Source organism: Motilimonas cestriensis (assembly GCF_021295315.1).
In the GTDB taxonomy this organism is placed as follows: domain Bacteria; phylum Pseudomonadota; class Gammaproteobacteria; order Enterobacterales; family CBDFNC01; genus Motilimonas; species Motilimonas cestriensis.
In genome coordinates this window covers 21,442-46,441 of sequence record NZ_JAIMJA010000014.1, presented here as the reverse complement: position 1 = coordinate 46,441, position 25,000 = coordinate 21,442, and the positions used below count along the sequence as shown (strand labels likewise).

Sequence of the window (25,000 nt, the reverse complement as noted above, 5' to 3'; positions counted from 1 at the left end):
AATGAAAGCGGCTAAAAGTAGGTGATATTCGGTCATTGAAGCTATATAAATAAAAACCCGCCGCGGCGGGTTTTTATGTTTGGCTAAATTATTTGCTTGTTGGTGGCTGCAAGCCAGCATTGATGGTCGCGATATCTATTTCAGTTAAATCACCCGCCGCAAATTTAAGATTAAGCATGCTCAGAATGTAATCGTAACGTGCGTTTGATAGTAACTCTTTTGACTGATAGAGCTTACGCGTTGCGTCGAGTACATCCACTATGGTACGTGTACCTACTTCAAAACCGGCTTCCGTTGCTTTTAGCGCACTTTCTGAAGAAACTACGGTTTGCTCATACGCTTTAATTGTGCTGATTGCTGCGCCCACGTTGTTGTAGTTGCTGCGAATTTCAGTTTGAACGTTTCGGTAAATGCGCTCTAATTCTTCACTGGCAGCAACATAGCTAAATTGCGCTTGTTTTGCTCGTGATGAAACAGCACCACCTGTGTATAGTGGCATGCTAAAGTTGACGCCCACGTTGCCGTTACTTAATGTGCCGTCACTTGGATTGTTGTTTTTGTAGTTTGAGTTGTTTACGCCCACGCCAGCAACAAAATCAACTGTTGGCGAATTGCCTGTTTCGGCTAACTCAATTTGTGTTTTCGCGATGTCTTTGGCAATGCGCTGAGTATGAAGCTGTAAGTTTTCATTTTCTGCTTTGGTTAACCAAAGCGCTGAATTGCCTTCTGGCATAATTGGACTAAAACGGTCGATATTCAGTTCGTCGATTTCACGTACTTCAACACCTGTTAGTTCGCGCAGCGCTTCGTAGCTGTTGGTAAGAGCATTACGGGCTTGAATTTCATTGGCTAAAGTGCGGTCATGTTCAGCTTGCGCTTCATGTACGTCGGTTATCGCGGTTAGGCCCACTTCAAAACGTTGCTTAGTTTGTTCGAGTTGACGAGCAACAGCGCGCTTGTTAGCTTCAACGGCAGATAAGGCGTCTTTTGCGCGCAGTACATCAAAATAGGCTTTTGAGGTACGTAGAATTAGTTGCTGTGCTTGGCTACCGTAAATGGCATCGGCTTGAGTCGCTGCTTTTTCGGTTAATGTTAACGAGGTCCAGTAATCTTCGCGATAAAGCGCTTGGCTTAATTGAACTTGACCACCTAAGTCACTTTTGGTACCGGCGTTGTTTTTGTTGGTTACTGTATAACTTGCGTTAAGGCCTAAGCCGATTTGTGGTAATAAACTGGCACGGCTTTCGTTAATTTTCTCAAAGGCGGAATCGCGGTTAGCCAGTGCTTGCAAGATTAAAGGATCTTTGGTTTTAGCTTGTTGGTAAATCTGTTGAATGTCGTCGGCAAGGGCTAGACTACTTAGGCTAGACAAGCCTACTAAAGTAGCGATACTGAGCAAAGTTCGTTTCATTTCAACTTTTCCTATTTATATCTGAGATAATTAAGTAGCCAAGAGCGACGCTTTGCTAAGCGCTATGATTAGCTAGTAAGGCGTAACCAGTGACTTATCATTGATGCTTAATTTAAAGCATTATAATAGCGTATCGCTTTGGGCGTTATGTAAGAATTTATTGTTAACAATATCAAGCTTTTCGGGATTAAGTAAATCATGAGTGATAATAATCAGAAAAAAAGTACATTCGATCGTAATGACGTGGAGATTCTTAGCCAAAAAAGCCTTTACAAGGGATTTTTTAAGGCTAATAGCTATCGCTTTAAGCATCGTTTATTTGCGGGTGGCTGGAGCGCTGAAATAGAGCGGGAAGTTTTTGAGCGCGGTCATGCCGCCGCGGTTCTGCTTTATGACTTACCTCGTGATACGTTAGTACTGGTAGAGCAGTTTCGTTTTGGCGCATTGGAAACCTGTGACAACCCTTGGTTATTAGAAATGGTAGCGGGAATTATCGAACCCGGTGAAGCAGCTGATGAGGTGGTGCGTCGTGAAGCGGTGGAAGAAGCGGGAGTGACGCCTGGGAAAATGATGCGTATGCTCAGTTATTTAGCCAGCCCCGGTGGCTCAACAGAGAAGTTAGACTTATTTTTGGCAGAAGTGGATTCAAGCCAAGCCGGCGGCTTACATGGCTTAGAGGATGAGGGCGAGGATATCCGCGTGCAAGTGATATCACGCCGCGATGCGATGAAGCTGTTACAACAAGGCGTTATAAATAATGCCGCAACTGTGATAGCGTTGCAGTGGTTAGCACTTAACATTGAGCAAGTAACAGCAGAATGGGGGTCGTGAGTGGGCATAGTGGTTAAGAAATACGCGCCTGATTTATCACGTTTTATGCGCTTATGTGAAACCAATTACCTGCAATTAATTAAATTATTGCCGGCTAGTTTTGCGCGCCGCCAATGTTATTCCTTCTCTGCGGGGCAAAATATTGACTATCAGATCGATGTTTTAGAACAAAGCCCATACACCAGCTTGTTAAGGGTGCGTCAGTTATGTGAAAATCAACCTGATTTTATGACCCCGATCATCCGAGTTCGACTTTATCACGATGCAAAACTCGCTGAAGTGTGTGCCAGTCAGCATATTTTTCATTTACAGCCGAAATATGATTATCCGAATGATAAAATGCACCACAAGGATGAAAAGCTTCAAGTGAATTTGTTTTTGGCAGATTGGTTGAAGTTTTGTATTGAACATGGCTATTGCCGTCAACAAATATTCAAAGCTAATGACTCAAAATAAAACCCAGTTAGACGTTGATGCCGATGGGGTATTAACTTTTTTACAAATTACTGATACCCACCTTTTTGGGAAGCCCGAAGGCGAGTTATTAGGCGTGAATACCCGTGACAGCTTTTTGGCTGTGATGGGGGAAGTGGCTGCGCAAAAAAGACCGATACAGGCGGTATTAGCAACGGGAGATATCTCTCAAGACCACAGTGCAGAATCTTATGCGCTGTTTGCTGAGCAGATGCAAAACCTCACAGAGCCTTGCTTTTGGTTGCCGGGTAATCATGACTTTCAGCCCGCGATGAATGCGGCGTTTGAACAAGCGGGGATCGCTGCCGCTAAGCAGTTAGTCTCTGAGTATTGGCAGGTGATATTGCTGGACACTCAAGTAATGGGGGTGCCACATGGGCAGTTAAGCACCGCGCAATTGGAAATGTTAAAGGCGGCCTTGGACGAATATCCAGATAAATATGCGTTAGTTTTATTACATCATCATGCCATCCCTGCTGGATGTGCTTGGCTCGATCAACATGATTTGAAAAATGCCGATGAACTATTTGATCTACTGGGTCAATATCAACAAGTAAAAGGACTGCTTTGCGGCCATATCCATCAAGAGATGGACCAGCAATACGACCAGTTGCGTCTGTTGGCCACACCTTCAACTTGTATTCAGTTTAAGCCGCAGTCCGATGAGTTTGCTTTAGATAAAAAAGGGCCTGGTTGGCGCTATCTGGCTTTATTACCAAGTGGCAAAATTGACACCCAGGTACACCGTTTAAATGGCGCTTTTTATTCGGGCGATGCCGACGCCACAGGCTACTAATGCTTGCGCCAGTACTTATCTATATTCATGGGTTTCATAGCTCACCATTGTCGCTGAAAGTACAGCAGATGCAGCAATATGTTGCGCAGCAACGACCGGACATTATTTTTGAATGCCCACAAATGCCTTGTTTACCACTTCAAGCGTGGGCGCTGATTGAATCCATTGTCGCGCGCTATCCGGGCCACAAGCTGGGCTTTATTGGTAGCTCGTTGGGCGGTTATTTAGCCACAAAAGCGAACGCTGAGTTTGGCGCTAATGCGGTACTCATTAACCCTGCGGTGCGGCCATATGAATTATTAGTGGATTATTTAGGTGAAAATACCCATCCGTACACCGAACAAGTTTATACTCTGACTATTGAGCACATGGCAGACCTTAAGTCCCTTGATGTTGATCCCGTAGAGCACCCTGAGCGACTTTGGCTGCTAACGCAGATGGGAGATGAGATACTCGATTATCAGCAAGCAGTGCACAAACATCAATTAAGTAAAACAACCATAGAGCAAGGCGGGGACCATTCTTTTATTGGTTTTGATCGCTATCTAGGCCCTGTCCTTCGATTTTTAGATTTGTAACGGAAATTCAATGAGTAATCAGTATAACTCCGATGCCATAGAAGTATTAAATGGCCTTGAGCCCGTACGCCGTCGTCCCGGTATGTATACCGACACCCAACGACCGAACCATTTAGGCCAAGAGGTCATCGATAACAGTGTCGATGAAGCCTTGGCGGGCCATGCTAGTAGTATTACGGTGATATTACATGACGATCATTCATTAGAAGTCATCGATGATGGTCGTGGTATGCCGGTGGACATTCACCCCGAAGAGGGTATTTCAGGGGTGGAGCTGATATTTTGTAAGCTCCATGCTGGTGGTAAATTCTCGGGTAAAAACTACCAATTCTCGGGCGGCTTACATGGGGTTGGTATTTCAGTGGTTAACGCTTTGTCAAAGCGAGTTGAAGTGGCTATTCGCCGCGACGGCCAAGTGTATGAAATCGCCTTTGAGAACGGTAATAAAGTTGAAGAGCTAACCATTACCGGCACTTGCGGTAAACGCAATACGGGTACCAGTGTGCATTTTTGGCCTGACGTGAGTTACTTTGATTCTGGCAAATTTTCGGTTTCGCGTTTGCGCCATAACTTAAAAGCTAAAGCCGTTTTATGCCCAGGTTTAAGTATTAAGTTTAAAGATAAAGTTAACCAAGACGAGCATGAGTGGTGTTATCATGACGGCTTAACTGATTACTTAATAGAAGCGGTAAAAGACTGGCCTAGCTTGCCTGAAAAACCATTTGTTGGTGTTTTCTCGGCCAATAATGAGGCTGCTGATTGGGCCTTGTGTTGGTTGCCTGAGGGCGGCGACCTGATCACAGAAAGCTATGTCAACTTAATCCCGACAGCGCAAGGCGGTACCCATGTTAATGGTTTGCGCCAAGGCTTGTTAGAAGCGATGCGTGAATTTTGCGAGTTTAGAAATTTAGTGCCACGGGGCGTCAAGTTGACGGCAGATGATATTTGGGACCGCTGTGCCTATATTTTGTCTGTTAAAGTTCAAGACCCACAATTTGCTGGTCAAACTAAAGAGCGTTTATCGTCACGCCAATGCGCGGCATTCGTCTCTGGAGTGGTGAAAGATGCGTTTAGTTTGTGGCTAAACAGTAACACCGATGTGGCTGAGCAATTAGCGGAAGTATGTATTAACAATGCGCAGCGCCGTTTACGTCAAAGTAAAAAAGTCGCGCGTAAAAAGGTGACACAAGGGCCAGCATTACCGGGTAAGCTTACTGATTGTTCAAGCCAAGACCCGATGCGAGGTGAGTTATTTTTAGTCGAGGGTGATTCGGCTGGCGGCAGTGCTAAACAAGCGAGAGATCGTGAAATTCAAGCCATCATGCCGCTACGTGGTAAAATTCTTAATACGTGGGAAGTGGAAGCTGGCCAAGTGCTGGCATCTCAAGAAGTGCATGATATTTCTGTGGCGATAGGTCTTGATCCTGATTCTGATGATTTATCTGGGCTACGCTATGGCAAAATATGTATTTTGGCCGATGCTGACTCCGACGGCCTTCATATTGCGACATTATTGTGCGCTTTATTTGTGCGTCATTTTCGCGCTCTTGTTAATGCGGGACACGTTTATGTTGCTATGCCGCCGCTTTATAGAATTGATGTTGGTAAAGAGGTTTATTACGCCTTAGATGAAGATGAAAAAAATGGTATTTTAGATCGCATTGAAGCCGAGAAAAAACGTGGCAAGGTAAATGTGCAACGCTTTAAAGGTTTGGGTGAAATGAACCCGTTGCAACTGCGCGAAACGACCATGGATCCTAACACACGTCGTTTGGTGCAATTAACGGTTGATGACGCGGAAGCAACCATGCAATTAATGGACATGCTGCTGGCCAAAAAGCGCTCCGCTGATCGCCGCGACTGGCTTGAAACGAAAGGTGATATGGCTTCTGCTATTTTTGAGGATTAGCATTTTTGTCTTGTTATCGCCTAAATAGTAAAAGGGGATACTTTCCCTTTTACTCCCTTCTGCTTAGTTTATATCGATAAAAATATCACTAATAAAATAATTTGCTCAAAACAAATACAAAATAATCAATCACATCATATTATCTTTGTCATTATGCCAAATTCTGTGATTTTGTAGCTATGCAAAGCGTGTTGATGTAGCTAGAATTTTTCTATGGTCTGAATTCATTCAACTTGTTTGCCTGCGTATTTTTGTTATGACATTGGATGTCATGATTCTTGTTGCTCATTTCAGGCGAAACATTTATATGCTTAATAGGGATTGGTTTTGAAGAAAAGCTATAGCTTAGGCTTGGGCAGTAAAGTAATGGGGGTGACCTTTTTACTGTTATTGCTTATTTTCAGCGGCTACACCTACCTTAATTTAACTAACTTGACTAATTTCTTTCAGTTGGAGCGTCGTGTTGTTTTCAGCTACCAGCAGCATCAAATTTCTACTTACTACGAAGAGCTGTATAGCCGAGTCGATTCAGTTGCCAACCAAATAAAGGCCAGTAACCGTTTACGAGCGGTGCGACTGGCTAATAATATTGAATTAAAAGAAATAGTGAAAGAAGTTAGTGGGCGCAAGTCACTGCCGGTATCGGCATTGCTGTTAGTAGATATTGAAGGCCAAGTAACGGCAAGCTCAAATGAGATGCTACTGGATCGAAAAACCCGAGATTGGATCGCACAGGCGCAAGTAGATGGAGGCGATAACTGGTTCGTTTATTGCCGTAACTCTTGTCAGTTACTGGTGCGCAGTGAAACTCAATTTGGTTTTGGTGAAAGCCTCATCTTTGTTTTTCCTTATCACCAAATGACGCCTATTTCTAAATCAGATGTGCGCAGCTTTCAAATATTATTGGAAGAAAAGGCTAACCAAGGTCTGAATTTAGTGTTCAGCCGTCGTATCCGCAATTTTGATTTCAACCAGCTTACCCCCCATTTAAATGTGCCTGATATTTTGCAAGGGAAGGGAGACGTTAATATTAATGGTAGAACCTACGAATTTCGTGGTTACCCTATCGAGAATACTAACCTGCCCGGTCAAGCCTATTTACTTATCGTTAATGATATTAATGAGCTAGCTAACTTATTACGCAGTGCCACTTACAACAACATTATTTATGGCTTCGGTGCGTTGGTTCTGGCTATCGCTTTACTACTTTATCTGTTGCGTAAGCCGCTAAAGCGGATCCGCACCGTTATTCAATCCTTGCCTTTATTGGCGACTTCTCGCCATCATGATTTTCGCCATATTGTTGAAGAACAAGGTAAACAAGAGCAATTTGCGGATGAGTCGGATGAGTTAGGTGATGCCAGTATTTCGTTATCCCATCAATTGGAAACCTTAGAAAGTCAGCTCACTCAACGTGCCAATGAATTAGAATGGTTGGTTAATCACGATCCCCTCACTGAACTGCCAAACCGGCGCATGTTTAATACCGAAATAGCCAAGCGTTTAAGTAACAATGCCAATGGCTGCCTGCTGTTTATGGACTTAGACAACTTTAAGTACGTTAACGACATTAGTGGCCATAAAGCGGGCGATACCATGTTAACTCAGGTATCGACCACTTTAGAGCGCTTACTGCCCAGTAACGTGTTACTGGCTCGAGTCAGTGGCGATGAGTTTGCGGTATTTTTAAATGACATCGACTTGGCGGCGGCAGAAGTTGTCGGCCAGCGTATTTTGCAGTTAATTGGCGAAGTATGCGTGGCTGGGCGCAAAGAAATTCACAAAGCGTCGGCCAGTATTGGTATTGTGGCTTCTCCTGAGCATGGCACCGATATTTCAGAGCTGTTATCCAAAGCAGATATCGCTATGTATCAAGCTAAAGATCTTGGCAAAAACCGTTTAGCGATTTACCACAGTGAAAATGTCGGTACTAAAATCAATAACGATTGGTACTGGCTGGCGAAAGCGCAGCGCGCCATCGAAGAGCAGCTGCTTACCCTTTATTTTCAGCCGCTATTTGATAACCAACGCGACGAAATTCGTCACTGGGAAGTGCTACTAAGGGTACGTGATGAAGAAGGCATATTACGCTCACCTTATCAGTTGATTCTCGCGGCAGAAAAAAATGGCTATATTTCCCAGTTGGATCTATGGGTAATTAATGCGGCTTTGGATCAGCTTATGATCAACCAAGAGCGAGGTATCGAACAGCGGTTAGCTATTAACTTATCGGCGAAATCATTCAGTGATGAGGCGGTCATAGCCCAGATAAAGCAGGCAATGCAAAGCCGTGGTGTGCAAGGTAGCCAAATTATTTTTGAAATAACCGAAACAGCGGCGCTGTCTAACCTAGTGCAAGCTGTTGAACATATTAATGTTCTTAAGGGATTGGGATGTGAAATTGCCCTTGATGATTTTGGGGTTGGTTATTCTTCGTTTCATTCGTTAAAATCCCTGCCTCTGGATTACATTAAAATTGATGGCTCGTTTGTCAAAGATTGTCCGAAGCGACCTGATGATCAAGTGTTTATCAAAGCCTTGATTAACATTGCTCACAACTTTGGCCATAAAACGGTTGCCGAGTTTGTAGAAAATAAAGAAATTCACGACATGATGGTTTCCTTCGGAGTGGATTATTCCCAAGGGTATTATATCGGCAAGCCTATGCCCCCTGACATGGCTTGGCCTGAGCAAGTCAATTAGCCTGCCATCATGATCACGCAGTAGCAATTATCTTAAGGAATTCAATATGACTGATGCCGTTGACATGAGTTTAGATGGCGTCGAGCAACTGCCGTTGCGGCAGTTCACCGAACAAGCCTACCTAAACTATTCCATGTACGTCATTATGGACCGCGCCTTGCCTCATATCGGTGATGGTTTAAAGCCCGTACAGCGACGTATTATTTACGCCATGAGCGAATTGGGCTTGTCGGCCAATGCAAAATATAAAAAATCAGCTCGTACCGTGGGTGACGTATTAGGTAAATATCATCCTCATGGTGACAGCGCTTGTTACGAAGCCATGGTATTGATGGCGCAGCCATTTTCGTACCGTTACCCATTAGTTGATGGCCAAGGTAACTGGGGTGCACCGGACGATCCGAAATCGTTTGCGGCAATGCGTTATACCGAAGCGAAACTGTCTAAGTTTTCGGAAGTACTGCTGTCTGAGCTAGGTTCGGGTACTTGTGATTGGTCGCCTAACTTTGATGGCACCATGAAAGAGCCAAAGGTACTACCTGCGCGCTTACCGCATATCTTACTTAACGGCATTACTGGTATTGCGGTGGGGATGGCGACTGATATTCCGCCTCATAATGTGCGAGAGTTAACTCAAGCTTGTTGTGTGTTATTGGAGAACCCAAAAGCCGATATCAACGAGCTGATGACCCATGTTAAAGGGCCAGATTATCCGACCGAAGCGGAAATCATTACGCCTACTCGTGATATTCAAAAAATCTATGAAACCGGTCGTGGCAGCATTAAAATGCGCGCGGTTTACAGTTATGAGCATGGTGAAATCGTTATCACGTCATTGCCGCACCAGTGTTCCGGTGGCAAAGTGTTAGAGCAGATCGCCGGGCAAATGCAGGCGAAAAAGCTGCCGATGGTCGCGGATTTACGCGATGAATCGGATCATGAAAACCCTACGCGTTTAGTGATTATTCCGCGCTCAAATCGTGTTGATGTTGAGCAACTGATGCAACACCTTTTTGCATCAACAGATTTAGAAAAAAATTACCGCGTTAACTTAAACATGCTGGGCCTAGATAACCGCCCACAAGTGAAGGGACTGCGCCAGATATTAAGTGAGTGGCTGGTTTATCGCCGTGAAGTGGTGCGTCGTCGCCTGCAACATCGCTTAGACAAAATTTTAGCGCGCTTACACATTCTCGATGGTTTGTTGATTGCTTACCTGAATATTGATGAAGTGATAGAGATCATCCGTAACTTTGATGATCCAAAAGCCGAGCTTATTCGCCGCTTTAGTTTGTCGCCAACCCAAGCGGAATCGATCTTAGAGATAAAATTACGTCAGTTAGCCAAGCTGGAAGAAATTAAGATCCGTGGCGAGCAAGACGAACTTAATATTGAGCGAGAAAAACTGGAGCTCACGTTAAGCTCAGATCGTCGCATGTCAACGCTACTGAAAAAAGAGCTACTCGCAGACGCAAAAACTTACGGCGACGACCGACGCTCACCGATTATTGAGCGTCAAGAGGCGAAAGCCCTGTCTGAAAAAGAGTTAATGCCAAGTGAAGCGGTGACCGTTGTATTATCAGAAAAAGGCTGGGTGCGCTGCGCTAAAGGTCATGATGTTGACGCCAATGGTTTAAGTTATAAAGCGGGGGATGAGTTTTTAGCAGAGGCTAAAGGGCGCAGTAATCAACCTTGTGTTTTCCTCGACAGTGAGGGTAGGGCGTTTGCTCTAGAGCCGCATACGCTGCCGTCGGCGCGCTCTCAAGGTGAGCCGCTAACAGGGCGTTTTAATTTAAATCCGGGGGCACATTTTGTCAGTACCTTAATGGCTAATGATGAGGCTCATTATCTGATTTGCTCGGACGCTGGCTATGGTTTTGTCGGTCAGTTTAGTGATATGGTCAGCCGCAATAAAAATGGTAAGGCACTGCTTAACTTGCCTAAAGGGGCGCAAGTGATGGTGCCGCATCCGGTTAATGATTTAACCAGTGACAGTTGTTTAGCCATTACCAATGAAGGTCGCATGTTGCTTTTTCCTGTGAGTAGCTTGCCGCAACTAAGTAAAGGTAAGGGCAATAAGATCATTAGTATTCCAAGTGCTCGCGTATTATCAAGAGAAGAATTTGTCACTCAGATTGCGATTGTGCCGCAAGGGGCTAATGTGACCATGTTTGCAGGTAAACGTAAGTTAACCTTAAAACCAAACGATCTTGAGCATTATGCAGGTGAAAGAGGGCGTCGCGGTAACAAGTTACCACGTGGTTTACAGCGCGTAGACAGTATTGTGATTGAAGCCATTGCTGATGTTGCCGCAGATGACGCTGCCACATCGACCAATGAATAAAGAAATTAATAGGTTATTGAGGTATTTATGTTATTAATCTTAAGAGGTATTTTTTTAAGCCTCTTTTTTATCTTAGTGTCAGTTTTTGGCTCGCTGTGGTCGTTATTGCGACCGCGCAACCCGAAGAATTGTTATCGTATTGCAAACTTACTCGCTAAGTCATCTCGCTTTATGGGGATTAACCTCGTTGTGCGCATGCCAGAAAATGCCGAAAAAATTGGCCCTGCAGTGCATATTGCTAATCATCAAAACAACTATGATATGGTAACACTCACTGCGGCGGTGCTGCCTAATGTGGTGTCGATTGGTAAAAAGAGCTTAGTTTGGATCCCGTTCTTTGGCCCACTATACTGGCTAACGGGGAATATTTTATTAGATCGGGATAACCGTGGTCGCGCCGTTAATACCATTAACACTGTGGCCAACAAAATTAAACAGGGCCATTTATCGGTAATGATGTTTCCTGAAGGCACCCGTAGCCGTGGCCGTGGCTTAATGAAGTTTAAAACGGGCGCGTTCCATACCGCCATTCAAGCCGGGGTGCCGATTGTACCTACAGTAGTGTCAGACACCCATGATCAGGTAAAGTGGAACCGCTGGAATAACGGTGAAGTGATTGTTGAAATGCTTGAGCCCATCGATACCTCAGGCTACAACAAAGACAATGTCCGTGAGTTGATGGCACTGTGTCAGCAGCGCATGGAAGAAAAATATCAAGAAATCAGCGCCGAAGCTCACCGTCATGGTGACGGCGCAATCAAAAGGGATCTCGCATGAGCAGTTTTGAAGAGTTATTAAAAGAGTTTGAATTAGAAAGCCTCGAAACCATCAATAACCTGCTAGAAGATGGCAGTGATCCTGATGCGGAATATATGATTGAGCACCATGTTGCATCAACTGATTTCGATGTGCTGGAAAAAGTGGCTATCGCCTGTTTTAAGAAAGGCTACGAAGTGACCGACCCTGAAGAAGTTGAAACCGAAGATGGCGAAACTATTTTCAGCTTTGACGTGATAGTGGAAATGGAGCTGTCACCAGAAGCAATCATGGAAGACGTCAGCGCAATTTTAGCGATTTGTGAGTCGTTTGACGTCACTTACGATGGTTGGGGCACTTACTTCGAAGGTGACGAAGAGTAGGTTCGTTAGCCCGCTAAGCTAACAATTTATAAGCCACGCATCGACGTGGCTTTTTTATTGCTGCCTAACAAGGCCAGTCTGCGGCATCGACGCTATCGAGGGCTAAATCACATTGACCTTGCCATTTTTCAATAAATTTTCCTTGCGGATCAAACAGCTGAGTTTGTTTGGTTAAATCGAAATGTCTTTGCCCTCGCGGATCGGCGCCGACACCCGCTAAATATTGCCAATTGCCCCAGTTACTGGCTACGTCATAATCAATTAACTGTTGTTCAAAATAGCGTGCGCCATAGCGCCAGTCGATTTGCAATTCATTCACCAAACAGCTGGCAACAATTTGACGGCCTCGGTTAGACATATAACCTGTTTGATTAAGCTGCTTCATACAAGCATTCACGAGTGGGTAGGGCGTTTGCCCCTGGCACCACTTGGCAAAACGCTCAGGATAAAAGCTGGTTAAAGGCGACTGCTTTTTAATGCCAGTGAAGGTAAATAATTGCTGCTGATGGCGATGCCCATACCACTGAAAATATTCACGCCATAGCAGCTCGAAGTAGATCCAATAGGTCGATTCATTGGCGCCATGGTGGCGTTCAAAAGTGTTGAGCTCGGTTAATATTTGCTTGGCAGACAAACAGCCATTAGCCAGCCAAGGTGAAAACTTGGTTGAACTTTCCCAGCCATCGAGCTCGTTTCTGACGGTTTTGTAATAAGAAGGAGCATTAGAATCAAAGTATTGCGCAAGATGTGTTAACCCTGCCTGTTCGCCACCGTTAAAAGATTCATTGCCCAGACTAACTTGGTTTTGCCGGCTTAAACTGAATTTATCCGATTGAAAATGCATCGGTCTAGGTAGGCTGCTTGGTTTAATTAGTGGGGCTTTTGTAGCAAGAGATTCAACTTTTTTACGAAACCCGGTAAAGCTACCGGGCAGCTCTGACAGTTTAAAGGGCAGCTCTGCCTCACTCCACAGCGTATGATTATTACCGACTTGCCAATTTAGCTGCGGCGCGTTGGTTGCAATTTGATGGAATACTTGTTGTTCAAACCATCCCACCTGTTTACTGACATAGGCAAGGTTAATTTCAAGGTGGCTGATTAAGGCGTAGACCTGCTTCAGCGAGCTAGCCTGATAGCGCCATAACATCTGGCCTAAGTTGGCTAATTGACTTTCTAAGGCGGCAAGACTAGCTTCTTTGAATAAGTTTCGCTTAGTTGACAATGGCTCTGGTCGGTATCGCGCTGATGGAAACAGTGTATCGTCGATATAGAGGCATATCAGTTCATCTACTTCACCTGCCGCTTGCGCTAATAATGTGTTGTCGTGTAAACGAAGATCGTTAGAAAAGAAGTAAATACCTCGTGTTGTCATGGGGCGGCCTTGAACAAATTTAAATTGCAGAATACGCATAGCCTAGTTTGTTTGATCAATCAGAGTATAAATAAAGACGATAACCCGACGTTTTGCGTAAAACATATTTTATCTAGCAGCGATAGGCGTAAACAAAACAGAGGTTAAATATAGGCGGGTAAAGGTTAAAAGTACGGGTAAATACTACTGAGAGGCACTTGATCTCGTAAACAACTCGCCTCGTATTAATTCGTTTCATTTTCTCGATGAGATTTATTCAACATTTGGGGCTGGGAAATGTGAGCCAGTGCAGGTAAAATACGCAACTTCAAAACTGAACACAGTTGTAAACATCGTTGTCAACTCAGTTGTAATTTGCATTTAGTCAGGAGATACGGATGCTTAAGCGTGATATGAACATAGCCGATTATGATCCAGAGTTATGGGAATCCATGACCAATGAAGTGGTTCGTCAAGAAGAACACATCGAACTAATCGCGTCAGAAAACTATACCAGCCCACGTGTAATGGAAGCGCAAGGCAGCCAACTGACTAACAAATACGCTGAAGGTTATCCTTACAAGCGTTACTACGGTGGTTGTGAATATGTTGATATCGCTGAACAATTAGCGATTGACCGTGCTAAAGAGCTATTTGGTGCTGATTACGCTAACGTACAGCCACACGCTGGCTCTCAAGCAAACTCTGCTGTTTACCAAGCGCTGCTTAACCCAGGCGACACTATTTTAGGCATGAGCCTAGCACACGGTGGTCACTTAACTCACGGTGCATCAGTAAGCTCTTCAGGCAAAATCTATAATGCAGTTCAATACGGCATTGACCCAGTAACGGGTAAACTAGATTACGACGAAATCGAGCGTTTAGCGGTTGAACATAAGCCAAAAATGGTTGTTGCTGGTTTCTCTGCATACTCAGGCATTGTTGATTGGCAGCGTTTTCGCGATATCGCAGACAAAGTAGGTGCTTACCTATTTGTTGATATGGCACACGTAGCCGGCCTAGTGGCAGCGGGTTTATACCCTAACCCAGTGCAAATTGCTGACGTAACCACAACGACTACGCATAAAACACTAGCAGGTCCACGTGGTGGTCTTATCCTTGCTAAAGCTAACGAAGAAATTGAGAAGAAACTAAACTCAGCAGTATTCCCTGGCGGTCAAGGTGGTCCTTTAATGCACGTTATCGCGGCAAAAGCGGTTGCATTTAAAGAAGCGATGGAGCCAGAATTTAAAGCTTACCAGCAAGGCGTACTAGACAACGCTAAAGCCATGGTTGAAGTATTTAAAGCACGTGGTTTTAAAATTGTTTCTGACGGCACTGACAACCACTTATTCCTTGTTGACCTAATCGACAAAGAATACACAGGTAAAGATGCGGATGCAGCCCTAGGCCGCGCGAACATCACTGTAAACAAAAACTCAGTACCAAACGATCCTCGCTCACCGTTCGTGACATCTGGTCTACGTATTGGTACACCAGCACTAACACGTCGTGGCGTTAAAGTTGACGACGCGAAAGCATTAGCGGGTTGGATGTGTGACGTACTAGACAACATCAATGACGAGTCGGTTATTGAAGCGGTTAAAGGTAAAGTGGTTGCGCTTTGTAAAGCGAACCCTGTTTACGCTTAATTAATCCTAGATTAGTTTCGCATTATGACTGCAATAGAGGCTGCCCCAAGGGCAGCCTTTTTTTTTATGCAGTAAGTGGTAAACTGAACGCCTGTTTGCTTACTGATTATTAGGGATTTTTGATGCATTGCCCTTTTTGTGGTGTTCAAGACACCAAAGTGATTGATTCCCGCTTGGTGTCTGATGGTCATCAGGTTCGTCGTCGTCGCGAATGTAATCAGTGTAAAGAGCGCTTTACTACCTTTGAATCAGCCGAGTTGGTGATGCCAAGGATCATTAAATCCGATGGCAGCCGCGAGCCGTTTAACGAAGATAAGTTAATGGGTGGCGTGCATCGCGCATTAGAAAAACGTCCCGTTTCTACCGAAGCTGTCGATAAAGCAGTGAATCAAATAATGTCGCAATTACGCGCGACAGGTGAGCGAGAAGTGCCATCAAAAATGCTTGGTGAGCTAGTCATGGAAGCGTTGAAAAATTTAGATAAAGTGGCTTATGTACGCTTTGCTTCTGTGTATCGCTCATTTAAAGACGTGAAAGAATTTGGTGAAGAAATCGCCAAACTGGAAAAATAACACTTTGTCTGACACTTCTAACCAGACCTTAGAGCGCCGTTTAATGGCGCAAGCCATTGAGCTTGCAGCGACGGGCATTTATACCACAGCACCTGCGGCTAACTTTGCCGGGGTGTTTACCCTCTCTGGTAACGTGGTCGCAAGCAGCGCCCGAAAAACCTCAATAGAGCGCTGTGCTATTTTCCAGCAAGCACAAGCTTTGCTGCGCTCCGAACAAGATTGCGATACGGTTTATTTAACCTCTGAGCCCAGTCATGAACTAGCACAAATCCTAGTGACGTTAGGCATTAAACAGTTGCAGCTGGCTTGTTTACTTGAGCCTGAGCAAACTGAATGGCGCAACGTATGTGAACAAGGCAATATTGCCGTTGCAATCGGCCTACTTGAATCAGAAGCAAAGGCGCTTAATCATGATTTATGGTTTCGCCGCCAACACGGGCGCCCCTTTGTAAGGCTAAAATTAGCCGCTAGTTTAGATGGCCGCACTGCGTTAAAAAATGGTCAAAGTAAATGGATAACCAGCAGTGAAGCGCGCGCAGATGTGCAGTTGTTTCGCGCCAAAAGCGATGTGATTTTATCGGGCTCAGGCACAGTGATTGCGGATAATCCCTCATTGAATGTGCGTTGGTCAGAGCTCACCCCATTGCATTCGATAATTAGTCAAGATCAGCTGCGCCAGCCGGCGCGGGTGATCATTGATAATCGCCAGCAGCTTGATCAGCACTATCAACTATTTGGCTTGCCGGGGGATACTTATCTGGTGGCCAGTAGCGAGCATAAAAATACCCAAGCCAAGACCCTTGTGATTGCAGAGCAAAATGGCCATGTTTGTTTATCTGAATTGATGCTAAAGCTAGCCACGCTATCATTTAACAGTGTTTGGGTCGAAGCTGGGCAGACACTAGCGGGTGCGTTATTGGCTGAAAACCTCGTTGATGAGTTTATTTTGTATCAAGCGCCGAAACTAATGGGCTCAAGTAGCCGAGGTTTAGTAGACTTACCCGAATATACGCAAATGAGCCAAGTGCCAGAGTTAAGCCTTAAGCAAGTTGATTTAATTGGTCCAGACTTAAGGTTAATTTGCGTACCCAAACAATAACGAATAGGTGTCGCTACAAGCGGCAATCATTGAAAGACAGGTGAAACATGTTTACTGGAATCGTGGCGGCAGTGGGAACCATCAGCAAGATTAAACCAACTGGAAAAGACATTAGTTTAACGGTCAATACCGGCAAGTTGGATTTATCTGACGTGCAATTGGGCGACAGCATAGCTACCAATGGTGTGTGCTTAACGGTCACCGCCCTTGGTTCAAATAGCTTTAGTGCTGATTTAAGTGTAGAAACCCTTAAGTTAAGTAGCTTTGCCCATGCCAAAGTAGGCAGTTTGGTGAACCTAGAAAAAGCCATGATGCCGCAATCACGCTTTGGTGGCCACATTGTTAGCGGTCATGTTGATGGCGTGGCGACAGTTATTTCTCGGCATGACTTAGGCCGTGCCACAGAGTTCTGGTTAAGCTGCCCACCCGAGTCGGCTAAATATATTGCCCACAAAGGCTCCATTACCGTTGATGGCATTAGCTTAACAGTAAATGAGGTTAATGGTTGTGAGTTTAAGCTAACCATCGTGCCTCATACCAGCGGTGAAACTACTATTACCCATTTTAAAGCGGGCACTCAAGTGAACCTTGAAGTTGACTTAATTGCACGTTATTTAGAGCGTTTATTATTAGGCGATAAAGCCGCAGAAAAGGCACCGTCAGGTGTTACCATGAGTTTGTTAGCAGAGTCAGGTTTCTTAAAATAAGGGAAAGTCGTCATGGCACTTAATACAATAGAAGAAATAATTGAAGACCTTCGCGCCGGTAAAATGGTCATTTTAATGGATGATGAAGACCGTGAAAATGAAGGCGATTTGATCATGGCGGCTGATGCTGTGACCCCAGAAGCAATCAATTTTATGGCGACCTATGGCCGTGGTTTAGTCTGCTTAACCTTGACCGAAGAGCGCTGTGCGCAACTAAAGCTGCCATTAATGGTTGATAACAATAGCGCTGCATTTTCAACTAATTTTACAGTGTCGATTGAAGCGGCTGAGGGCGTAACAACCGGTATTAGCGCAGCTGATCGCGCGGTCACAGTACAAGCTGCCGTCGCACCCAACGCCAGCGCAAATGACATTGTTATGCCAGGTCATATTTTTCCGCTAAAAGCGCAAAATGGTGGCGTGTTAACCCGCGCCGGTCACACTGAAGCAGGCTGTGATTTAGCGCGGTTAGCCGGTTTTTCACCCGCGGGCGTGATCGTTGAAATCTTAAATGAAGATGGCACCATGGCGCGTCGTCCTGATTTAGAAGTGTTTGCTAAAAAGCACGACCTAAAATTAGGCACGGTTGCCGATTTAATTGAATACCGCAATAACAACGAAACCACCATTGAGCGCGTGGCGCAATGTAAATTGCCGACAGCATATGGTGAGTTTGACTTAGTGACCTACCAAGACACCATCGACAATCAAGCCCACTTTGCATTAGTTAAGGGTGATATTAATGCTAGCGACCCAACGCTGGTTCGGGTGCATTTACAGAGTGTGATGGGGGATGTGTTATTGTCAGACCGTCAAGCGTCGCAAACTTGGCCTCTGGCTAAAGCCATGGATCGTATCGCCAAAGAAGGCGGCGTACTCGTGGTGTTAGGTAACGAAGAAAGCTCGGCGCAGCTGATTGAGCGTATGAAGCATTACCAAGCAGAAGATGCCGGTGAAACGCGCGCAGTTGCTAAACCACAAGGCGCCAGTCGCCGCGTCGGTGTAGGCTCGCAAATCTTAGCCGATTTGGGCGTAAACAAAATGCGCTTGTTAAGCTCACCGAAAAAATACCATGCACTTTCAGGTTTTGGTTTAGAAGTGGTGGAATACATTAGCGAGTAAACTAAGCAATAAACTATACCGATTTCACTTGAGTCTGTTGGCTTGGGTGATTATTTTTATTGAGTAGACGTTTTATGTCTGAAATCTGCGTTTGATCTATGCTAGAATCGCGCCGATTTATAAGTTAAGAAACAGGATCTGAAATGAATGTGATTGAAGGTGTGATTGCGGCGCCAAATGCAAAGGTTGCCATTGTAATTTCTCGCTTTAATAGCTTTATTAATGAAAGCTTGCTAGCTGGCGCTCTGGATACGCTAAAGCGTTCAGGTCAAGTGAAAGATGAAAACATCACCGTTGTACGTGTACCGGGTGCAGTTGAATTGCCACTGGCCACTAAACGCGTAGCGGCAAGTAAAAAATACGATGCTATTATTGCATTAGGCTGCGTGATCCGTGGCGGTACGCCGCATTTTGATTTTGTTGCTGGCGAATGTAATAAAGGTTTGGCACAAGTATCAATGGATTACGATGTGCCAGTGGCTTTTGGTGTGTTAACAACCGACACCATTGAACAAGCCATTGAGCGTGCTGGTACCAAGGCGGGTAACAAAGGCAGTGAAGCTGCTTTAGGCGCGTTAGAAATGGTTAATGTTTTAGCTCAGCTAGATTAAGGAATTGCCCTGTGAAACCCGCTGAAAGACGCCGTGCGCGCCAGTTTGCTGTACAAGCTATTTATCAATGGCAGATGACGCAAGCCAATGTCGCCAACATTATTGACCAGTTTTTAATTGATCAAGACTTGGCCAAAACAGATTTAGATTACTTCCGTGACTTAGTGACGGGTGTAATACAACACTGTGATGAACTTGACCATACCCTTGCACCTTATTTAGCGCGTAAGCTAAATGATATGGACCAAGTAGACAAAGCCATTTTACGTTTAGCTATGTTTGAATTAACCAAGCGCAGCGACATCCCTTATAAAGTGGTAATCAACGAAGCGATTGAATTAGCTAAAGATTTTGCTACTGATGAAAGCCATAAGTACGTCAATGGTGTATTAGACAAATACGCTGTTAGTCAAAAAATGCGTCAATCAGACAAATAAGCTGAGCACAAACAGCTCAATAACAGCCAGCATTTTGCTGGCTTTTTTATGTGGTAGCTATGAGCGAATTTGATTTAATCGATAAGTATTTCTTTCAGCAAGTCACTCAGCGTAAAGATGTGATACTTGGCATCGGTGACGATTGTGCCTTACTCAGTATGCCGGCAAAGGCGCAACTTGCGGTGAGCACGGACACCTTGGTATCTGGCGTGCATTTTTTTGCTGACGTTGATCCGCGAGCCTTAGGGCACAAAGCATTAGCTGTTAATATCAGTGATTTAGCGGCAATGGGGGCGACCCCTGCTTGGGTTTCTTTAGCCATTACCTTACCTGAGTTAAACGAGGCTTGGCTAAGTGAATTTGCGCAGGGGTTTTTAGCTTTAGCGGAATACTATGGTATGCAGTTAGTCGGCGGTGACACGACGAAAGGGCCATTAAGTATCACCGTTACCGTACATGGTCACGTGCCACAAGGCAAAGCGCTGACGCGTCATCAAGCAAAAGCAGGGGATTGGATTTATGTTTCAGGTCAACCCGGTGAAGCGTCATTAGGCCTGCAGTTGCTACAAGGCTTATCAGCGAGTGGTTTGTCGGCAAACACTCAGCAGCATTGTATTAATCGCTTACAACAACCCACTCCACGGGTGGTGATCGGTGCAGCATTGCGTGGTGTTGCTTCAGCATGTATTGATATTTCTGATGGCTTAGCACAAGATTTAGGCCATATATTAGCAGCCTCCCATTGCGGCGCTGATATTCATTTGGAACAGTTGCCCCTTAACGCAGATATCGTCAACGCCATTGCATTTGAGCAGGCTTGTCGACTTTGTTTAGCGGGAGGAGACGATTATGAATTACTGTTTACTGTGCCCGAAGAGCAAAGAAGCCAAATTGAAGTAATAGCAAGTAACACTGGCGTGCCCCTTACTTGTATTGGACGCTTAGTGGCTGGCAAGCCTGAGTTAACGCTTAAACTAGACAATCAACATTATCAGCTACCACTCGCTGGTTGGGATCATTTTAGTGATAAAAAATAGAACTGACTTGGGTGGCTTGAAACTGAGTAATCCATTGCACTTGTTAGCGGTTGGTTTAGGAAGTGGCCTAGCACCAACCGCGCCGGGTACCTTTGGCACATTAGCCGCTATTCCTTTTTACTTACTATTAGCGCAGCTGAGCGTGCCGTTTTATCTTGGTGTGTTGGTGGTGGCCACGCTATTGGGTTTTTGGTGTTGTCATCAAACCAGTCGTGACATGGGTGTACATGATCATAAAGCGATTGTGTGGGATGAATTTGTTGGTTTTTGGATCACTATGTTTGCAGCGCCTGCAGGCTGGGTTTGGTTAGTTATTGGCTTTGTTTTGTTTCGTTTCTTTGACGTGCTAAAACCTTGGCCCATTAGCTGGCTTGATAAACACATACATGGTGGCCTTGGTATTATGCTAGATGACGTCCTCGCGGGTATTGCCGCGCTTGCCTGTATGCAGCTATTGGCCGTGTATTTAGCATAAAGTTTTGGAAAGCCCCTCTATTTTAGGCAGTGATTTAGTTGACAATGGTATTAACTTAATTGAACACAAAATTTACTAGATCTTAACTGCCTCACCCCTTATATTTTGACACCCTGTTAACCATTAATTCACCTGAAGGTGAGCATGCCTATTTATAATACCTTATGTTACTTCGCGCTAGCAGCGATACTGATTGCGTTTGTTAACCATAAAATTGGTAAAATGCAGACTACGATTGCGATCACTGCGGGCTCTATTCTACTGTCATTAATTATTGTGATCGCCGGTCAAAGTGGATGGTTTCACTTAGAAGATGTTGCTGCACAAGTTATTACAGATATTGATTTTGAAAGCTTTTTATTAAAAGGCATCTTAGGTTTCTTACTCTTTGCTGGTGGTTTAGGTATTGAGCTATCTCACATGCGAGATCAAAAGTGGGAAATAACCGTGTTAGCCCTTCTGGCGACCTTGCTGTCGACCTTCTTTATTGGCATTGTGCTTTATTTTGGCTGCCAGACGATTGGCATTCCACTTAACTTCATTTATTGCTTAATCTTTGGTGCGCTCATTTCACCTACGGACCCGATTGCTGTGCTGGCGATTGTTAAGAAAATGAATGCGCCACAACGAATCTCAACTCAAATTGAAGGTGAATCACTTTTTAACGATGGCTTTGGCTTAGTTATTTTTGTGACCTTATTTACCATCGCGTTTGGTAGTGAAGTGCCAACTGTTAGTAGTGTGGCGGCCTTGTTTGCTCAAGAAGCATTAGGCGGCATAGCTTACGGTTTTGTGCTTGGCTTAATTTTCCACTACCTGATCAGTGCGACGAACGATCACTCAATGGAGCTACTGCTGACATTCTGTATTCCAACGGCAGGCTATGTGATTGCTGATCAGTTGCACGTATCTGGCCCACTGGCGATGGTGGTGGTTGGCATTATCATTGGTAATTGGACCCGTGAAACCGGCTTTTCTAAGGAAAGCCAAGATCACTTAGACCATTTTTGGGAGCTAGTTGACGAGTTTTTAAACGGGGTATTATTCCTGCTCATTGGTTTAACGATGCTGACCTTCTCCTTCCACGGTGAGGATTGGATTTTAATGGCATTTGCCATCCCATTGGTGTTAATTGCGCGCTATTTAAGTGTGCGTTTTTGTTACTTAGGCTTTAATCGCTTTCGCACTTATAACCCTCTATCGGTAAAAATTCTAACTTGGGGTGGTTTACGTGGCGGCCTTGCGTTAGCCATGGCCATGGCAGTCCCTGCGGGGGGGATGGTGTTACCCGATAAAGGTATTGATGTTAGAGAGCTGATCTTGGTAATGACCTATTCGGTGGTGGTGTTTTCTATCTTAGTTCAAGGCTCTACTATCACAGGGATGATTGAGCGGGCTAAGGGATTAGAGAAGTCATCCGAGTGATCATTACTTGGCTACATTGATGAAAATCCAACAGGGTATGTAATCTGCCCTGTTGGTTTTTTGCTATTGAGCGGCTTGGTTAAGTTGTAAGGCAATGTCATGACTTAATGTCAGCCAATTCTCTTTTAGTTTTTCGACAATTCCTGGATAGTCCTTACTAGGCACATCAAGTTGGTAATTAAAACGTTCGTCTTTGACCTCTTTGCCATTTGGGGCGACTAAGTTCCAGCGACCTGATGCTACTGCCACCCCTTCTAAACGCCCTTGAAAGCGATTGACCGAAATCGACAAAATCCAATATTGATCGCCTGATTCTGGGTAAAATTTTGCACTTTCAACCACGCTCCACTGCGGTAAATGCAAGGCCATTGCTTCATTGCTCAGCCGATCTAGCTGCTGATTTAGTGCACCTGCCCATAAGTGCTGTTCGGCAATGTGAACTTGGTTGTCATCAAGCTGCATCACCACGCCACTATTGTTTAAATAATCGGGTAGTTCAACGGGTTTTAACACTAAGGTGCCTCGGCTCCTCGGTGCGATAGCTGCCACAACTAAGTCGTCGGCGCCTAAGGCATAGTACTGGCTGGGCAACGTCGGTGTTTGACTGCACCCCATTAAACTGGCGCTAAGAATAGCAATTACGGCTAGGTTTAATTGTTTCATTATTTGTTCTCCAAGCGAGGATCGCGCTGGGTCTTGCCATCAAAAATGATCGCGTTCGGTTTCGCGCTGATTTTACGTAAGAAAGGTTGTAGCTCACGTAATGACTGTTCAAGAGCACGTACCGTCTGGCTCAGGTCTTTATGCAATTGGGAGTCTTTAGAATAGCTGCGCAGGGTTTCGTTAGCTTGCGCTAAGGTGTTATTGAATTCTTTTGGTAGGCCTTGAGTGTCTTCGTTAGTCATTATCTGATCAATGGCGCGCATTGATTGTTCTGTTGTTTTTAACAAAGCATTGGCGTTGTGGATGGTGGTTTCAATCTCAAGGTTATTAATTTTATCGAGTAATTGGCTTACTTTTTGTTCCAGTTGGTCAAAACCGCCTTTCATGGTTGGAATGATTTTAACCTTGAGCTGCTGGGCTAATTTGAGTTGATCGGGATCGTTCACTGCGTCCTCTTGCACTGTGAGGTCGATAAGCCTTGCCCCTGTGAGTAAGTTTGCTGTTTTCAATCTGGCATGTAGGCCACGATTTAGCATTCTATCTATTACTTTGCTCCAATACTCCACATCGCCGTTATTAGCGGTGCGCCAGCGGTCAAACTCAATCCGAATTAATACAGGGATCATGTCTTGAAACTCATATTGATAATTGGGCGCCAGCTTAAGGTAGGGAATTTCCTTCACTTGTCCAACTTGAATCCCTTTAAATTGGACTGGAGAGCCAACATTTAGGCCCGCAATGGATTCGTCAAAAAACAGTACATATTCAAGATAGTTATCGTAAGATTCCGTTAAAATTGTGGCTTCATCGGTAAAAAGATAAAATTGACTGTTTTGTGTAATGCGCTCGCCTGGCTCCCAACCAGTAGGTAAGCCAAATGTGATACCGCCAGTGATAACACTTTCGAGTGAGTCCATTTCAAACTGAATACCTTTAGCATCAAGGCTTAAAGAAACCCCAGGCTTCATCCAAAAACGGGTATTACTGGTGACTAAGGCATCATATGGCGAGAAAATAAAGATATCGTATTGGGTCTGGCGGCTTTCAATATCATAAGAAACGGTTTCAATTCGGCCTACCTCAAAACCGCGAAAGTTGATTGGCGCGCCATCTGATAATGCTTTACTGGCATTATTGGTTAACCGTAAGCGTAGCCCTTGCGTGTCAGAGCTGATTAAAGGCGGATTCTCCATTACCTGAAATTTGCTGACTTTTTTGTTACTGCTTCCTGGCTTCAGCTCCAAATAAGCGCCTGAAAACAAAGTACCTAACCCCGATACGCCTGTTTTGCCTACCCGTGGTTTAACCACCCAAAACACCGAGTCTTCTACCAACATTTTGTCTGCGTGGGGGTCTATTCTCACACTTAAAATTGCTTTGCTGTAATCATCACTTAGCTCTATGTCCTCAACGACACCAATCTCGACACTGAGAGATTTTACCTTGGTTTTTCCAGCTTCGAGGCCTTCAGCATTACTGATTTCTAGACGTATCAAGGGGCCTTGACTCGAGATATGTTGATACAGCATCCACGCGCCAATCATCAGCGCGAGTACTGGCACTAGCCAAACTTTAGAGATACGTTCAGGTTGATTTTCTAACACGATTCTTGCTCCGAAGCAGGTGAGAGACGCCAAATGATTCTAGGATTAAATGAAAGTACT

At 44.7% G+C, this 25,000-nt stretch carries 23 protein-coding genes; 19 read left to right on the top strand and 4 right to left on the bottom strand.

Annotated elements, in window-relative coordinates; all coding sequences use genetic code 11:
• Positions 1–88 precede the first annotated feature (88 nt).
• Positions 89–1,411, bottom strand: coding sequence for an outer membrane channel protein TolC (tolC, locus tag K6Y31_RS14015; protein WP_233053585.1), 1,323 nt, complete (start codon positions 1,409–1,411; stop codon positions 89–91).
• 198 nt (positions 1,412–1,609) lie between these two features.
• Here tolC and nudF point away from each other — a divergent pair, with 198 nt between their 5' ends.
• The 9 genes from nudF (at position 1,610) to rraB (ending at position 12,185) form a co-directional block, all read left to right on the top strand.
• A complete protein-coding gene (gene nudF / locus K6Y31_RS14010; RefSeq protein WP_233053584.1) occupies positions 1,610–2,242 on the top strand; it encodes an ADP-ribose diphosphatase in 633 nt (210 codons plus the stop codon).
• Complete coding sequence (locus tag K6Y31_RS14005; RefSeq protein ID WP_233053583.1) at positions 2,243–2,698, top strand: DUF1249 domain-containing protein; 456 nt, start codon at positions 2,243–2,245, stop codon at positions 2,696–2,698.
• Positions 2,685–3,512, top strand: coding sequence for a 3',5'-cyclic-AMP phosphodiesterase (cpdA, locus tag K6Y31_RS14000; RefSeq protein WP_233053582.1), 828 nt, complete (start codon positions 2,685–2,687; stop codon positions 3,510–3,512). Before K6Y31_RS14005 ends, cpdA begins: the two co-directional genes overlap by 14 nt.
• Positions 3,512–4,090, top strand: coding sequence for an esterase YqiA (gene yqiA / locus K6Y31_RS13995; protein WP_233053581.1), 579 nt, complete (start codon positions 3,512–3,514; stop codon positions 4,088–4,090). The genes cpdA and yqiA overlap by 1 nt, the downstream gene beginning before the upstream one ends.
• A gap of 10 nt (positions 4,091–4,100) precedes the next feature.
• Positions 4,101–5,999, top strand: a complete 1,899-nt coding sequence (gene parE / locus K6Y31_RS13990; protein ID WP_233053580.1) for a DNA topoisomerase IV subunit B — start codon at positions 4,101–4,103, stop codon at positions 5,997–5,999.
• Positions 6,000–6,326: 327 nt separating this feature from the next.
• Positions 6,327–8,702: a putative bifunctional diguanylate cyclase/phosphodiesterase gene (locus tag K6Y31_RS13985; protein ID WP_233053579.1), complete on the top strand. Its 2,376-nt coding sequence runs from the start codon at positions 6,327–6,329 to the stop codon at positions 8,700–8,702.
• A 46-nt stretch (positions 8,703–8,748) separates the two neighbouring features.
• Entirely contained in the window at positions 8,749–11,046 is a 2,298-nt protein-coding gene (parC, locus tag K6Y31_RS13980; RefSeq protein WP_233053578.1) for a DNA topoisomerase IV subunit A, read from the top strand.
• Between the two features lie 27 nt (positions 11,047–11,073).
• Positions 11,074–11,823 carry a 1-acylglycerol-3-phosphate O-acyltransferase gene (locus K6Y31_RS13975; RefSeq protein ID WP_233053577.1) on the top strand — a complete coding sequence of 250 codons (750 nt, stop codon included), beginning with the start codon at positions 11,074–11,076 and terminating at the stop codon, positions 11,821–11,823.
• Entirely contained in the window at positions 11,820–12,185 is a 366-nt protein-coding gene (gene rraB / locus K6Y31_RS13970; protein ID WP_233053576.1) for a ribonuclease E inhibitor RraB, read from the top strand. The genes K6Y31_RS13975 and rraB overlap by 4 nt, the downstream gene beginning before the upstream one ends.
• 64 nt (positions 12,186–12,249) lie before the next feature.
• On the opposite strand, the gene K6Y31_RS13965 is transcribed toward rraB, so the two are convergent.
• Positions 12,250–13,557 carry a DASH family cryptochrome gene (locus K6Y31_RS13965; protein ID WP_233053575.1) on the bottom strand — a complete coding sequence of 436 codons (1,308 nt, stop codon included), beginning with the start codon at positions 13,555–13,557 and terminating at the stop codon, positions 12,250–12,252.
• A gap of 377 nt (positions 13,558–13,934) precedes the next feature.
• Between K6Y31_RS13965 and glyA the strand changes: the two genes are divergently transcribed.
• The 10 genes from glyA (at position 13,935) to K6Y31_RS13915 (ending at position 22,673) form a co-directional block, all read left to right on the top strand.
• Positions 13,935–15,188 (top strand): serine hydroxymethyltransferase, encoded by a 1,254-nt coding sequence (glyA, locus tag K6Y31_RS13960; protein WP_233053574.1) that lies wholly within the window; start codon positions 13,935–13,937, stop codon positions 15,186–15,188.
• Between the two features lie 122 nt (positions 15,189–15,310).
• Complete coding sequence (nrdR, locus tag K6Y31_RS13955) at positions 15,311–15,760, top strand: transcriptional regulator NrdR (protein WP_232802219.1); 450 nt, start codon at positions 15,311–15,313, stop codon at positions 15,758–15,760.
• A complete protein-coding gene (gene ribD / locus K6Y31_RS13950; protein WP_233053573.1) occupies positions 15,732–16,859 on the top strand; it encodes a bifunctional diaminohydroxyphosphoribosylaminopyrimidine deaminase/5-amino-6-(5-phosphoribosylamino)uracil reductase RibD in 1,128 nt (375 codons plus the stop codon). The genes nrdR and ribD overlap by 29 nt, the downstream gene beginning before the upstream one ends.
• 47 nt (positions 16,860–16,906) lie before the next feature.
• Positions 16,907–17,566, top strand: a complete 660-nt coding sequence (locus K6Y31_RS13945; protein ID WP_233053572.1) for a riboflavin synthase — start codon at positions 16,907–16,909, stop codon at positions 17,564–17,566.
• 12 nt (positions 17,567–17,578) lie between these two features.
• Complete coding sequence (ribBA, locus tag K6Y31_RS13940; protein WP_233053571.1) at positions 17,579–18,688, top strand: bifunctional 3,4-dihydroxy-2-butanone-4-phosphate synthase/GTP cyclohydrolase II; 1,110 nt, start codon at positions 17,579–17,581, stop codon at positions 18,686–18,688.
• A gap of 143 nt (positions 18,689–18,831) precedes the next feature.
• Positions 18,832–19,299 carry a 6,7-dimethyl-8-ribityllumazine synthase gene (gene ribH / locus K6Y31_RS13935; protein WP_232802204.1) on the top strand — a complete coding sequence of 156 codons (468 nt, stop codon included), beginning with the start codon at positions 18,832–18,834 and terminating at the stop codon, positions 19,297–19,299.
• An 11-nt stretch (positions 19,300–19,310) separates the two neighbouring features.
• A complete protein-coding gene (nusB, locus tag K6Y31_RS13930; RefSeq protein WP_233053570.1) occupies positions 19,311–19,736 on the top strand; it encodes a transcription antitermination factor NusB in 426 nt (141 codons plus the stop codon).
• A gap of 59 nt (positions 19,737–19,795) precedes the next feature.
• Complete coding sequence (gene thiL / locus K6Y31_RS13925) at positions 19,796–20,773, top strand: thiamine-phosphate kinase (protein ID WP_233053569.1); 978 nt, start codon at positions 19,796–19,798, stop codon at positions 20,771–20,773.
• The gene (locus K6Y31_RS13920; protein ID WP_427901903.1) at positions 20,754–21,248 is read left to right on the top strand and encodes a phosphatidylglycerophosphatase A family protein; all 495 of its coding nucleotides are present in this window, start codon (positions 20,754–20,756) and stop codon (positions 21,246–21,248) included. The genes thiL and K6Y31_RS13920 overlap by 20 nt, the downstream gene beginning before the upstream one ends.
• Positions 21,249–21,392: 144 nt before the next feature.
• Positions 21,393–22,673: a cation:proton antiporter gene (locus tag K6Y31_RS13915; protein WP_233053567.1), complete on the top strand. Its 1,281-nt coding sequence runs from the start codon at positions 21,393–21,395 to the stop codon at positions 22,671–22,673.
• Positions 22,674–22,736: 63 nt separating this feature from the next.
• On the opposite strand, the gene K6Y31_RS13910 is transcribed toward K6Y31_RS13915, so the two are convergent.
• Positions 22,737–23,336 (bottom strand): PqiC family protein, encoded by a 600-nt coding sequence (locus tag K6Y31_RS13910; RefSeq protein WP_233053566.1) that lies wholly within the window; start codon positions 23,334–23,336, stop codon positions 22,737–22,739.
• Positions 23,336–24,940, bottom strand: a complete 1,605-nt coding sequence (pqiB, locus tag K6Y31_RS13905; protein ID WP_233053565.1) for an intermembrane transport protein PqiB — start codon at positions 24,938–24,940, stop codon at positions 23,336–23,338. Before pqiB ends, K6Y31_RS13910 begins: the two co-directional genes overlap by 1 nt.
• Positions 24,941–25,000 lie beyond the last annotated feature (60 nt).

Excerpts from the sequence above, each read along its gene's own strand:
- tolC (WP_233053585.1), bottom strand. The coding sequence starts at position 1,411 with ATGAAACGAACTTTGCTCAGTATCGCTACTTTAGTAGGCTTGTCTAGC.
- K6Y31_RS13915 (WP_233053567.1), top strand. The coding sequence starts at position 21,393 with ATGCCTATTTATAATACCTTATGTTACTTCGCGCTAGCAGCGATACTG.
- thiL (WP_233053569.1), top strand. The coding sequence starts at position 19,796 with ATGAGCGAATTTGATTTAATCGATAAGTATTTCTTTCAGCAAGTCACT.
- ribH (WP_232802204.1), top strand. The coding sequence starts at position 18,832 with ATGAATGTGATTGAAGGTGTGATTGCGGCGCCAAATGCAAAGGTTGCC.
- cpdA (WP_233053582.1), top strand. The coding sequence starts at position 2,685 with ATGACTCAAAATAAAACCCAGTTAGACGTTGATGCCGATGGGGTATTA.
- K6Y31_RS13975 (WP_233053577.1), top strand. The coding sequence starts at position 11,074 with ATGTTATTAATCTTAAGAGGTATTTTTTTAAGCCTCTTTTTTATCTTA.
- K6Y31_RS13910 (WP_233053566.1), bottom strand. The coding sequence starts at position 23,336 with ATGAAACAATTAAACCTAGCCGTAATTGCTATTCTTAGCGCCAGTTTA.
- glyA (WP_233053574.1), top strand. The coding sequence starts at position 13,935 with ATGCTTAAGCGTGATATGAACATAGCCGATTATGATCCAGAGTTATGG.
- parE (WP_233053580.1), top strand. The coding sequence starts at position 4,101 with ATGAGTAATCAGTATAACTCCGATGCCATAGAAGTATTAAATGGCCTT.
- parC (WP_233053578.1), top strand. The coding sequence starts at position 8,749 with ATGACTGATGCCGTTGACATGAGTTTAGATGGCGTCGAGCAACTGCCG.
- nudF (WP_233053584.1), top strand. The coding sequence starts at position 1,610 with ATGAGTGATAATAATCAGAAAAAAAGTACATTCGATCGTAATGACGTG.
- K6Y31_RS13945 (WP_233053572.1), top strand. The coding sequence starts at position 16,907 with ATGTTTACTGGAATCGTGGCGGCAGTGGGAACCATCAGCAAGATTAAA.
- rraB (WP_233053576.1), top strand. The coding sequence starts at position 11,820 with ATGAGCAGTTTTGAAGAGTTATTAAAAGAGTTTGAATTAGAAAGCCTC.
- nrdR (WP_232802219.1), top strand. The coding sequence starts at position 15,311 with ATGCATTGCCCTTTTTGTGGTGTTCAAGACACCAAAGTGATTGATTCC.
- ribBA (WP_233053571.1), top strand. The coding sequence starts at position 17,579 with ATGGCACTTAATACAATAGAAGAAATAATTGAAGACCTTCGCGCCGGT.
- K6Y31_RS13965 (WP_233053575.1), bottom strand. The coding sequence starts at position 13,557 with ATGACAACACGAGGTATTTACTTCTTTTCTAACGATCTTCGTTTACAC.
- yqiA (WP_233053581.1), top strand. The coding sequence starts at position 3,512 with ATGCTTGCGCCAGTACTTATCTATATTCATGGGTTTCATAGCTCACCA.